The 11,869-nt window shown below is 63.0% G+C and carries 10 protein-coding genes and 1 tRNA gene; 7 read left to right on the forward strand and 4 right to left on the reverse strand.

The features are described 5' to 3' along the window. The 6 genes from AC5RWT_RS28860 to gnd all read left to right on the forward strand — a co-directional run. Positions 1-317, forward strand: a 317-nt coding sequence (locus tag AC5RWT_RS28860; RefSeq protein WP_494083190.1) for a DUF3052 domain-containing protein, incomplete at its 5' end; no start/stop codon positions are given. Next, a complete protein-coding gene (locus AC5RWT_RS28865; protein WP_494083191.1) occupies positions 314-778 on the forward strand; it encodes a peroxiredoxin in 465 nt (154 codons plus the stop codon). The genes AC5RWT_RS28860 and AC5RWT_RS28865, both read left to right, overlap by 4 nt. Before the next feature lie 6 nt (positions 779-784). Further along, positions 785-1,618, forward strand: a complete 834-nt coding sequence (locus AC5RWT_RS28870; protein ID WP_494083192.1) for an NAD-dependent protein deacetylase — start codon at positions 785-787, stop codon at positions 1,616-1,618. Positions 1,619-1,813: 195 nt separating this feature from the next. Then, positions 1,814-1,886: transfer RNA gene (locus AC5RWT_RS28875), tRNA-Val, on the forward strand. Positions 1,887-2,918: 1,032 nt separating this feature from the next. Continuing rightward, positions 2,919-3,125, forward strand: a complete 207-nt coding sequence (locus AC5RWT_RS28880) for a hypothetical protein (protein ID WP_494083193.1) — start codon at positions 2,919-2,921, stop codon at positions 3,123-3,125. A 127-nt stretch (positions 3,126-3,252) separates the two neighbouring features. Beyond that, positions 3,253-4,689 (forward strand): NADP-dependent phosphogluconate dehydrogenase, encoded by a 1,437-nt coding sequence (gnd, locus tag AC5RWT_RS28885; RefSeq protein ID WP_494083194.1) that lies wholly within the window; start codon positions 3,253-3,255, stop codon positions 4,687-4,689. A gap of 248 nt (positions 4,690-4,937) precedes the next feature. Here the strand turns inward: gnd and AC5RWT_RS28890 are convergent, their stop codons facing one another. Both AC5RWT_RS28890 and AC5RWT_RS28895 read right to left on the reverse strand, forming a co-directional pair. Continuing rightward, on the reverse strand, positions 4,938-6,239 hold the full coding sequence (locus tag AC5RWT_RS28890) for a hypothetical protein (RefSeq protein ID WP_494083195.1): 1,302 nt from the start codon (positions 6,237-6,239) through the stop codon (positions 4,938-4,940). 198 nt (positions 6,240-6,437) lie between these two features. Further along, positions 6,438-7,352: a sunset domain-containing protein gene (locus AC5RWT_RS28895; RefSeq protein WP_494083196.1), complete on the reverse strand. Its 915-nt coding sequence runs from the start codon at positions 7,350-7,352 to the stop codon at positions 6,438-6,440. A gap of 593 nt (positions 7,353-7,945) precedes the next feature. Between AC5RWT_RS28895 and AC5RWT_RS28900 the strand changes: the two genes are divergently transcribed. Further along, the gene (locus AC5RWT_RS28900) at positions 7,946-9,934 is read left to right on the forward strand and encodes an Rv1352/Rv1906c domain-containing protein (RefSeq protein WP_494083197.1); all 1,989 of its coding nucleotides are present in this window, start codon (positions 7,946-7,948) and stop codon (positions 9,932-9,934) included. Positions 9,935-10,271: 337 nt separating this feature from the next. Here AC5RWT_RS28900 and AC5RWT_RS28905 read toward each other — a convergent pair whose 3' ends face one another. Both AC5RWT_RS28905 and epsC read right to left on the reverse strand, forming a co-directional pair. Then, positions 10,272-11,258 carry a diaminopimelate dehydrogenase gene (locus AC5RWT_RS28905; RefSeq protein ID WP_494083198.1) on the reverse strand — a complete coding sequence of 329 codons (987 nt, stop codon included), beginning with the start codon at positions 11,256-11,258 and terminating at the stop codon, positions 10,272-10,274. Between the two features lie 48 nt (positions 11,259-11,306). Continuing rightward, on the reverse strand, positions 11,307-11,869 hold a 563-nt coding region (gene epsC, locus AC5RWT_RS28910; protein ID WP_494083199.1), incomplete at its 5' end, for a serine O-acetyltransferase EpsC.

Here is an 11,869-nt window from a genome sequence, read left to right on the forward strand (position 1 = left end):
ATCTGCGCGACGACATTGAGGACCTCACCGGCTCCGAGCTGCTCACCGAGGACGACCACGACGTGGTTGACGCGGCGATCCTGTGGTGGCGCGACGGTGACGGCGACCTGGTCGACGCGCTGGTCGACGCACAGACCACCCTCGGTCCAGGCGGCGTGGTCTGGATGCTGACACCGAAGTCCGGCCGGGACGGGTACGTGCCGCCGGCGGATGTCCAGGAAGCGGCGCCGACTGCCGGCCTGCATGTGACCACTTCAGCCGGCGTGTCCGGTGACTGGGCTGCCACCCGGCTGGTCAGCAAGCGGACCAACAAGTGACCGCTGAGGCTGTAACGGTCGGGCTGCCTGCGCCCGACTTCGAGCTGGTCAACCAGTTCGGCGAACCCGTCAAACTCTCTGCGTTGCGGGGCGAAAACGTCGTGCTGGTGTTCTACCCCTTCGCGTTCTCCGGAATCTGCACCGGAGAGCTGTGCGAGCTGCGCGACGACCTGGGGGCCTTTCGCAGCGAAAATGCCCGCGTGCTGGCGGTGTCGGTGGACCACAAGTTTGCCCTCCGTGCGTTTGCCGAGAAGGAAGGCTACGAATTCGACCTGCTGGCCGACTTCTGGCCGCACGGCGAGGTGGCCAAGGCCTACGGCGTGTTCGACGCGGACTCGGGCATGGCCCTGCGCGGCACCTTCATCATCGACGCCGAAGGCGTCCTGCGGCACGAAATCCGCAATCCCCGCGGACAGGCCCGGGACATCCAGGAATACCACCGCGTGCTGAAAGAGCTCTAGCCGGCCATGGAATTGCTGGCGCCGGCGCTCGAGCTTCTGGCCGGACGTCGTCTGGCTGTGTTGACCGGCGCCGGCCTCAGCACAGACTCCGGCATCCCCGACTACCGCGGGCCTACATCCGTGCCCCGCGCTCCGATGACGTACCAGCAGTTCGTGGGCGACGAGAACCTCCGGCGCCGCTACTGGGCACGCAACCACATCGGCTGGCGGCACATGCACCACGCCGCGCCCAACGCGGGGCACTACGCGCTGGCCGCGATGGAGGCGAACGGGCTGCTCAGCGGCCTGATCACGCAGAATGTGGACCGGCTGCACGAAGACGCCGGCAGCGTGAACGTCATCGACCTCCACGGGCGTTTTGACCGGGTCATCTGCCTGAACTGCGGGGACGTCACCAGCCGCTCTTCGCTGGCGGTCCGGCTGGAGGAGCTCAACCCCGCCTACGCCGCCACCGGAGACGCGGGCGACGTTGCCCCCGACGCCGATGCGGACGTGGCCAACACCGCCCACTTCGTCGTGGCCGACTGCCTGGTGTGCGGCGGCATGCTCAAGCCCGACTTCGTCTACTTCGGGGAGAACGTCCCCAAAGACCGGGTGGCGGCTGCCTACGCCATGGTGGACGACGGCGAGGCGCTGCTGGTCGCCGGGTCCTCGCTGGCAGTGATGAGCGGACTGCGTTTTGTCCGGCACGCTTCAAAGCAGGGCAAGCCTGTGGTGATTATCAATCGGGGAGAGACCCGTGGCGATAAGCTGGCCGACCTGAAGCTGGAGGTGGGCGTCTCCGAGGCGCTGGGCTATCTTGCAGCAGAGCTGCCCGACCGGCTCCAAAAGCAGCCCTGACCCGGCGTCCGACGGATGGCGGTGGGGGCGCCGTCGTCGTGCCTCTTACACGTGATGGCCGGTTCAGGTTTTAGGTTGCATCGTGTTTGTTCCCACGAAAATTTGGTTGGCGTTCACGCCGGTTTATCCGGTAGAGTAAATCCTCGTGATGTTGCGGCGGATAACGCTCCGCGGTCCCGCTTTCGACATTACAACGGGTCTTTAGCTCAGCTGGTAGAGCGCCACGTTTACACCGTGGATGTCATCGGTTCGATCCCGGTAGGACCCACCTGAAAACCCCTTGATGGCCAGGCAATCTGCCTGGCCGTCGCAGGGTTTCCTCGTTCCTGGGAGCGCGCCCGACGCTGCCGCTTTGAGTCCTGAGCAAATCTTCAGCCGGCACCACCGTCTACAGGTGTAACGTGTGTCTCCCGGCCACAACTACATGGGGGTAGCAAGAGCCGGACGATGAGGTAACTGCCCCGCCTGATCTGGGGGACGGGCGGGGCTGTTCCTCATGGCCGCGGACTTGGCCGGATGACATTTTCGTCCGTCTGCAGCATCCGCCGGCACCGCCATCGGTCTCCATGATTCAGGCCGCCCCCAGTCCGGCAGCCGTGTCCTCAAGCCGGCCGCGGTAGTGGACCCTCCCGTCCTGCCCGGCTTCCACAGCCCTCCCGGGCTCGGAGTTGAACGTAGAGGCATGAGCGGGCCGGCACGGGCTCCGCTCGGCGACTCCGGATCGGCGATCGCTGCCCGGCACTCGGCCAAAAGGGAAAGGCACTGTCCCTTGGGAGGGACAGTGCCTTTCGGGGCAGCCGTTAGATGGGGGATCAACGGGACTGCCAGGGGATCGACGGTGCCGCAACTCGGAGATGGGGGCTCCAAGGCATAGAAGGCGACCGCCACGGGCTAGTCTGCCACGTTCGAGGGGGATTTCTCAACCACAATTATTGAACTTGCCAACGTGTCACTCAAAAGGCGTAAATCCAGCGTAGAACCGAGCAACCAGCCGCCCCGTTGAAGCCGGAAAGGCCGCCTTCAGCGCGTTGATCAGGGCCTCTCTTGAGTCGATCTTGACCGAAGCCTGAGCGGCCGCTGCGTCATGATGTAACGGTTCAGCAACGGGCCCTCTGAACCCTCTACAACCAGCTCCCGGTCTGCAAGGCTGTAGCGATCACGCTGGCTTTCGTTGGGGGCAACCTTGGACAAATTCTGCCGGAGAGCAGACCGCACCTTCCACGCGCGTGCCGTCATGTCCCGACGATGTGTCTACTGCGCCACCCACGGCCTGCCGTGGTCTGGACAGGACCCGCGGCCGGTGACGCGGCAGGACCTGCTGGAGCCCGGCGAAATGCCCGCGGCGTCGCAGCAGGAAGTACCCGCGGAATCCCGGCAGGAAGTACCCGCGGCGTCCCGGCAGGAAGCCGGAACTCCCGGCACGGGCTCTCCCGGCGAGGACGCGGCAGGGGATGACGTGATCGATGCCTGGTTGCGCTTTCGCCCATCGGCGGCATCCAGCGAGTGAGTCTTAGGTAACGCCCGTCGGCTTAGCCGGTGCCGCCGGTCGGGATTAGGCTTGTTGAGGAACCTCGGCCCGCTCGGGCTGTACGCTGACGTCCCTGCTCCCCGGGGACCGCACACATGGAGATTCAATGAGCGCACACATCGGTGTGACAGGTCTGGCCGTCATGGGCGCCAACCTGGCACGGAACTTCGCCCGCAACGGCTACACGGTCGCCCTGCACAACCGGTCGGTGGAAAAGACGGACGCCCTGCTGTCGGCCCACGGTGACGAAGGCGAGTTCATCCGTACCGAGTCGCTGCAGGAGCTGGTGGACAACCTGCAGAAGCCCCGCCGAGTGCTCATTATGGTCAAGGCCGGCAAGCCCGTGGACTCCGTCATCGAGCAGCTGGTGCCGCTTCTGGAAGAGGGCGACATCGTCATCGATGCCGGCAACTCGCACTACGAGGACACCCGCCGCCGGGAAGCCGCGCTGGCCGAGAAGGGGCTGCACTTCGTGGGCATCGGGGTCTCCGGTGGCGAGGAAGGCGCGCTCCTGGGCCCGTCCATCATGCCCGGCGGATCCCGCCAGTCCTACGATTCACTCGGCCCCATGCTGGAAAAGATCTCCGCGAAGTACGACGGCGAACCCTGCTGCCGCTGGATCGGCACCGACGGCGCCGGCCACTTTGTGAAGATGGTGCACAACGGCATCGAGTACGCGGACATGCAGGTGATCGGCGAGGCCTACGATCTGCTCCGCACCGGTGCCGGCCTGGAGCCGCAGCAGCAGGCCGAGATCTTCACCGCCTGGAACAAGACCGAGCTGTCGTCCTTCCTGATCGAGATCACTGCCGAGGTTCTCGCCCACACCGACGCCAAGACCGGCAAGCCCTTTGTGGACGTCGTCGTGGACTCTGCGGGTCAGAAGGGCACCGGCCGCTGGACCGTTGTCTCCGCACTGGAACTCGGATCGCCGGTCTCCGGCATAGCCGAATCCGTTTTCGCCCGCGGACTTTCCTCACAGCGCGGCCAGCGTGCCATCGCCCAGGATGTGCTCGAGGGACACGAAGAAGACTTCGAAGTCCCGCAGAGCTTCGTCGAGGACGTGCGCCAGGCGCTGTTCGCCTCGAAGCTGGTCAGCTACGCCCAGGGCATCGACATGCTGGGCTCCGCGGCCGGAGAGTACGGCTGGGAGCTGAAGCTGGACGAGATCGCCTCGCTCTGGCGCGCAGGCTGCATCATCCGGGCCGAACTGCTGGACGACATCATGAAGGCCTACGCCGGTGAATCAAAGCCGGAGAACCTGCTCTTCGCCCCTTCCTTTGCTGCAGCAATCGGCGCGGCTGTACCGGCCTGGCGCCGCGTCGTGGCCACCGCCGTCCAGCTGGGCATCCCGGTGCCGGTGTTTGCCTCCTCGCTGGCCTACTACGACGGCCTGCGCCGCAAGCGCTTGCCCGCCGCCCTCACCCAGGGCCTGCGCGACCTCTTCGGCGCCCACACCTACGGCCGCACCGACGCCGAAGGCACCTTCCACACCCTGTGGAGCGGCGACAAATCCGAGGTCTCTGCAGTCGACACGCACTGACGCCGCAGCAGCCGTCGGAAGTGATCCCGCCGGTGAGCGACCCCCGTTGCACCAAACGGTGATCGACCCTGGCTGCTCTGCGACTGCGTATATCGACAGCAGCGGATGCCCCCGCAACTATTCCGACAGTCGCGGGGGCATTCTCGCTTTTGCTTCAGTTGTTGAGCGCACCGCTAGTCCACGTTGCATCCCGGGAGGGAATTGACTGCTGATCGGCACCGCCAGGAGAGTGACGTCGACTTATCGCGTTACTGAAGGTCGGCATCCTCGCTGCTGGGCGTAGAAGTATCGGGTGCGTGCATCCCGCGCTTCTTCGGTTTGAACAGCCTTCCAAAGCTCCCGCCCACTGAGTCCGCCGCGCCTGCAATGGCGCCGCCGACGCCCTTGACCGCGGATAGTGCTTGCGGCTCGTCCGGTATGCCGTCTCCGTCGATGTCCACGCTTCGAAAAGCCCGCGTCACCGTGCCGGCTGCTGTCGCTACGCCGGTGCCCACGGCGACGGCGCCCGTCACGACGCCGCCGCCGACGGTGCTGGCGGTGTCGGCAACCCAGTTTCCCGTCGCCTTCGCCGCGTCCTCTAACGCGGCGAGAGCCCGATTTGTCTCTGCCTCGTCCTCATCGGAGTCGGGCTTTACAGGGATCTCCAGATATGCGGGGAACGAGTCGGGAGCAGCGCCGAATGCGGCCCGGGCCGCCTCAATGACCTCGCCGCCGAACACGAAGCGGCTGACGCCACCCGCCACGGCTCCGACTCCGTAGTCGACCGCTGCCTGCTGCTTCCCGCTCAAATTCACCCGCACGGTGTCGAGCTGGCCTGTCTGGATAGTCCGCACAAGGCTCTGCGCTGCCCCCGCGGGTAGCGTGTCCGCCAGCGTGGTTGCCCAATGAGACCAGTCCTTCCGGCCACTGGCAATCCTGCGGCCGACGCCGACGGCGCCTCCCGAAGACACGTCCGCGAGGTCTGCGGCCATCGCCGCGATCTGTTGCTGGCTGACCCGATCGTTCGTCAAACCGTATACAAGGGCGTGAGCCTGCTCCTGGTCGAGCTCCATTCCGTGAATGTCGGCGATTGCGAGTCCAAAGATGGCGGTGATCTCGAACTGCAGTTGCTCATCACCCGCCGGGAGAAGGGCCGCAACTCGGTGGGCACCGGTCTTTGCCGTGCCCAGCGCCACGTTCTTTGCAGCCATCTTCGCAGTCTGCTTCGCTGCCACCCTCACGGCTTCCTTGCCGGCCTTCTTGGCGGCCTGCTGGCCTGCACTCTTGGCACCTGCTGCCGCGGCGCCAACGCCCGGTATCATCGCGATGCCTACATCGGCCGCGATCACGCCGGCTGAGATGACCGCACCAGCGGTGCTAATCGAGGCGGCATAGTGACGCTCGAGCATACGGATTAACTCGGCCGGAGTCGCATCTGGACGTCGGCGTCGAAGCCTCATGACATACTTGCGAGCGATCGCGTGACGAGCGCTGACAGCCTTCGCGATTTCACGAGCGGCCCCCTCGTCGACGAGCTCCGCCTCCAGGGTGTTGACCTCAACGTCGGTCATCGTTTGTTCCTCTCTGGTCCTCAGATGATGGGTTTGCAACGGCTTGCTTTCTATGGTCGTTCGAATGGAACGTAACAAGACGATGTACTCCGCCGCGATCGCGGTCTTCCGGAAAGTCTTGGGCAGCACCCCACACCACCAGCGGCTTGAGCAAGACCATCCATCTGCGGTCAGGGCGCCCCGGAGGGGGAACGTCCGTTAGTTCCTCGCGGCGCGGTAGCCGGCCGCGCTGGCTGCCGCTCGAGTCGCGAAGCACTCTTCTGGGTTCGTCACCGAGTAAGATCCGCCACCCGGGACGTGATAAATCCACTCCCCGGAGGAGCTTTGATTGCCCTTGATGGGGTAGCCAGCCGGACAGACCTTTCCTAGGGGGACACGCCGGGAGGGCTTCGTGCCGGCCTTGATAATCAGCCACTGGCCCTTCGCGGCAGTGCGCGTGTAGGTCGACGACGGCAACCGGTACTTCACCGTCGTGGTGACTTTATACTTGCCGGCCCGCAAGGAAACCGACTTCTTGTTCTTGGCTACGGTCTTACTGCCGGCTTTTACCGTCAGCGTCTTAGACACGACTTTCACGCCCTTGGCAGCCGAAACGTTCGGCTTGATGGTCGCCGTGCCGTTGTAAGGAGCCTTCTTGCCTGCAATGTTCTTCAGCGCCACTGCATTGCGGACCACGAGCTTTTGCGTCTTCGATGTCGTCCTGAGCTTCGAGTAGACGCGCTGGCCGTCCACTTCTGTGTACGTCTTGTACTTCACGGTTGTGGCTACCGAGTAGGTTCCGGCCTTGAGCTTCGCGCTCTTCTTATTCTTGAGCACGGTCTTGTTGCCTTGCTTGACAGTGATGGTCTTGGCTGTCACAGCGACCCAGCCGGTGACAGCAACTGTGGGCTTCACTGTGGCAGTGCCGTTGACCGGGGCAACAGGGCTGCCGATGTGATTAATCGCTACGTTCGTCTCGGGCGCAGGCGCAGGAACCGTCGCCCGCACGGCGGTACCTGTCACCGCTGTAACGGCCTGAACCGGAGCCGCAGCTGCGGCAGTGACGGAGCTTAGAAGGAGCGAGGCAGCGGCTGTGAATACAGCCGCGCCACGCACGTAAGGTGCGAGTTTCAATTTCCCCAACTTTCCCGGGAGAACCCGGAGGCAGAATAGTTACAGATCAATCCTACGAGCAGAATGTTCAGGCATCGGCTACTTTCCGGCACTGGATCGCAAACATTTCATGAGCTCCAGCAATCGCGCGGGGTAAGGAAAGGGTGCGGTTTCACCAAGAGGCGTCGAGGGCGTGGATTGTGGGGAATTAACGCCGTGTCGAACCTGACTGCAGCCAGGCCGCCGAGGACGTCCGCCAGGCGCTGTCCTGCAGCTCCTTGAATGGGGTCCTAAACTCCCTGGTTTCGGCACCATACATCCGTAAAACAATCAGACTTCCCGGACGAAACGCTCGCGCGGTGGTGTAGCCCGTCTTAATGCTGGTAACTTTCACGCTGATCCGGGCATCACCCTTGGTGGCCGTGCCGTCCCTCGTCTGTGGAGGGTCTACTTCCGCTCCTGCAGCCGACCCTAGCTTGGGCACGGGACATGGCGGGATGTTTGCTTCAGCATGAGTATGGTCCGGCTGTGCTTTTTGACGGGGGTTCCGTCTATTCTTACAACAGCCCTGAATTGCACAGGGTCTCGCACTTAGAGTTGGGGAAGAGGACCAGATGTCTGAAGTATTCGGTCACCCGCCAGCGGGTGGCTTGTCGTGGCGGAGGAAATGCGTTTCGGTATTTGCCGGTTCAGCTCTTCTTGCCGCTGGTTTGATCGCTGCACCAACGGCAAATGCCGCACCGGAAACCGAGTCGGCTTCGGTTGCAGCAACTGTTTTCCAGAATGCATCTGTAACCGGATATTCGGTGGTTGGCGCTACTGTGAGGCTGAACATCGGTGATTTGGAGCAGGCTACGGACTGGGAAGTCGGGTGGTACGTAAATGATGTCGTTCAGAATACTGATTCGGGAGCCTCGGACTATCCGTACGCCTTCACAATTCCCGTGACTGCCGCTGGCAAGAGCTTGTCGGTTAGGGGTTGGGTATCATGGCCGGACACTGGGTTCCAAGAGTTCGCAGTCGATGCCGGCAAAGTTTCGGGCCTCGCTTTCGTCGCTGCGCCTACCCCCACCTTCACAGGCACAACCGTCGTGGGCAACACACTGACCGTTCAACCCGGTAGGTGGTCGCCGACGGCGAGCCTCAGCTACCAATGGTTGCGCGCCGGGAAGGCCGTCGCAGGGGCAACGAAACAGACTTATGCTCTGACGTCCGCAGATCAGGGTCAGTCAATTGCCGTTAGCGTCACCGGCCACAAACCGGGCTATGACACGCTGACGAAGACTTCGGCAGCAAAAGTAGTTGGAGCTGGCACTATCAGTGCGCCTGGAGCCGTAAGTTTTAGCGGTACCGCGCGAGTGGGAAGCAAGTTATCTGCCCAGACTGGCACCTGGGCGCCCAAGGGAGCAAAACTCGCTTACCAGTGGCTCCGCAACGGGAATAACATCAACGGAGCAACTAAGTCGACATATTTCCCGTCCGCTTCCGACCTGAATAAGTCTGTGGCGGTCCGAGTGACGGGCAGCATGGTCGGCTACTCGACACTTTCCAAGACCTCGACTGCGAAGAAGGTCACTTCAGGTTCCCTAAAGCCGGCTGCGGCGGTCAAAGTAAGCGGGACCGCTCGCTACGGTTCAACACTGAAGATCGCAAACACGTGGCCAAACGGGGCGAAGGCCGCCTACCAGTGGTACCGCGGCTCTAGCAAGATCAAAGGCGCAACCAAATCCACCTACAAACTGACGTCCGCTGACATTGGCAAGAAGGTAAAAGCCTCCGTCACCGTGCAAAAGGCCGGATACTCGACGTACAAGACGTCCGCAGTCTCAGCAACAGTCGGCAAAGCCGTTTTTAGTCTCAAGAGCGCTCCAAAGATATCGGGCACCAAGAAAGTTGGCGCGACTCTCACCGTGGATAAGGGTAGTTACTCATCAACGCCGTCCTCGTACAGCTACCAGTGGTACAGGGGAAGCGCCAAAATCTACGCCGCTACGAAGGCAAAGTACACACTCACAAAGTCCGATGTGGGCAAGAAGATATCTGCTCGGGTAACGGTTAAGCGCAGCAATTTTTCGAACAAGACCACTCCGGCCGTAGCGGTTGCGATACCGACACCACCCAAGCCCGCCATTAGCGGCGATGGGATTTACAAGGTCGGTACCGGAATCAAGCCTGGGCTTTATAAAGCGACGGGGACCGGAGACTCTTGTTATTGGGAAACCTTGAATGGTTTCACGGGTTCGCTGTGGGACATCAACAACAACTACTTCGGTACGGCCAACACCTACGTACGAATAACAGAAGCTGACAGGGGCTTCAGCACGAGCAAGTGCGGTTCCTGGATAGCTGCTCCGAAGACCGGAGTCAATGCCAGCAAGGTCACCAAGGACGGTACTTACCGTGTTGGCGTTGACATTCAGCCGGGTACGTACATTGGCAAGAGCAATGGAGACTCTTGTTACTGGGCAACACTCGACGACTTCACGGACGATCTCTATGACATTCGGGATAACTACTTTGGTTCTGCCCGAACCATCATTGAAATCCCGGGAGACGTTGCAGGATTGGAAGTCAGCGGCTGCGGCACGCTAGTACGTGAATAGGCAGCCCAGTTCATACGCCCATGAGGGCGATGACCTAGGGCCACCGCATCCCAACGCATGCACGGAACGAACTGCTCCCCGAAAGATGCACTGAAGAACAAAGTTTTGATTTTCGGGGAGCAGTGCCGTAGTCGATATCTGAAGAGTGATAACTCGTTTGCTTTTGGTGTTCAAGGTCGGCATGCGGCAGGGGAGCGGCAGCGCGCCCTCGATTGAGTAGTTTTGTGGACCCTGGTTAGTGCGACCCTTGACGGGGTTCGCTCGGTCACGACGCTCTTGCCAAGCGACGAATCCGTTGTCGTCGTGCAAGTTTGAAGCGGAACGACCCCTCAGCCCCCTACAGCAGTTCTGCGCGCAGTTCCGACGCCGATTTGGGGGAGAGCAGTCCGGGCGGGACGTCGAAGACGGTGACGGCGCCGAACTGGCCTCGTTGGTTCATGCGGTGCACCGCCCGGGCGTAGGCCACCAGGACGCTGGCGGTGAACTCCGGGTTGCTCTCCAGCGCGAGCCCGTACTCGATGACCTGGGCGTGGTCGGCGCTGGTGTTGCCGCTGCGGATGGTCATCCCGCCGTGCGGCATGGCGCTGTGGTCGCGGGCCAGTTCTTCGGCGGAGATGAAATGGACCTCGGTGTCGTACTGGTCGAAGTAGTGCGGCATGGTCACGATGGCCTCGCGGACTGAGGCGGGGTCGGCGCCGTCGGCCAGCACCACGAAGCATTCACGGGTGTGCTTCTGCCGCGTTTCCAGCTGCGGGCGGCTGCCGTCGCGCACCTGCTTGATGGCGGCTTCGGACGGCAGTGTGTACTGCACGCCGGCTGCAACGCCGGGTACCCGCCGGACGGCGTCGGAGTGCCCCTGGCTCAGGCCCCGGCCCCAAAAGGTGTAGGTGTCGCCGTCGGGCAGGAGGGCCTCGCCGTAGACCCGGTTGATGGAAAACATTCCGGGATCCCAGCCGGCGGAAATCAGCGCTGTCTTGCCGGCGGCACGCGCCGGGGCGTCGACGGCGTCGAAGTATTCCGGGATGCGGGCGTGGGTGTCAAAGCTATCCACCGTGTTGAAGCGGGCAGCCAACACCGGTCCCTGCTGCGGGAGGTCCTCCTTGGAACCGCCACACAGGATCAGCACGTCGATGCGGTCTTCGTGGGCGGGGAGGTCATCCACGGAGTAAACGGCTGTCTCCGCGCGCAGCGTCTTCAGGTCCTCCGGAGCGCGGCGGGTGAAGATCCCCGCCAGTTCCATGTCGGAATTCTTCGCTACCGCGGCCTCCACGCCGCGGCCAAGGTTTCCGTATCCGGCTATGCCGATGCGAATCGATTCACCCACGGCTTGTCCTCTCGTCAGGTTCAACGTGTTGTCAGGCAGCAGTGGCAGTTAGATCCACATCGCCGGGTCGATGTACTCGGCTGGGTCCACGGCAGGCTTTGTTTCGCGCTGCGGGTCCCGGTGGCGGAAGGTGGCGGGAATGCCGGTGATGATGGATTCCGGCGGAGCGTCCTTGACGACGACGGCGTTGGCACCGACCGCGCTGTCCGCCCCGATGACCACGGGGCCGAGCACCTTGGCGCCGGCACCGATGACCACGCGGTCGCCGATGGTGGGGTGCCGCTTGACCTTGGCCAGCGAGCGGCCGCCGAGGGTAACTCCGTGGTAGATCATCACGTCTTCGCCGATTTCGGCGGTTTCGCCGATCACCACGCCCATGCCGTGGTCGATGAAGAACCGGCGGCCGATCGTCGCGCCCGGGTGGATTTCAATGCCGGTCAGGAAGCGTCCGGCCTGGGAAAGCAACCGGGCCGGGAGCCTCAGCGACGGGTTTGCCCACATCTTGTGGGTCAGACGGTGGATCCAGATGGCATGCAATCCGGAGTAGGCCAGGAAATTCTCCACGCGGCCCCGGGCCGCCGGGTCGTGCGACCGGGCGGCCTCGAGGTCTT

The sequence above is a fragment of the Arthrobacter sp. Dra40 genome, assembly GCF_059091905.1.

Bases quoted from the DNA above. Each gene is read 5' to 3' on its own strand.
- AC5RWT_RS28870 (WP_494083192.1), top strand. From the start codon at position 785: ATGGAATTGCTGGCGCCGGCGCTCGAGCTTCTGGCCGGACGTCGTCTG.
- gnd (WP_494083194.1), top strand. From the start codon at position 3,253: ATGAGCGCACACATCGGTGTGACAGGTCTGGCCGTCATGGGCGCCAAC.
- AC5RWT_RS28900 (WP_494083197.1), top strand. From the start codon at position 7,946: ATGTCTGAAGTATTCGGTCACCCGCCAGCGGGTGGCTTGTCGTGGCGG.
- AC5RWT_RS28890 (WP_494083195.1), bottom strand. From the start codon at position 6,239: ATGACCGACGTTGAGGTCAACACCCTGGAGGCGGAGCTCGTCGACGAG.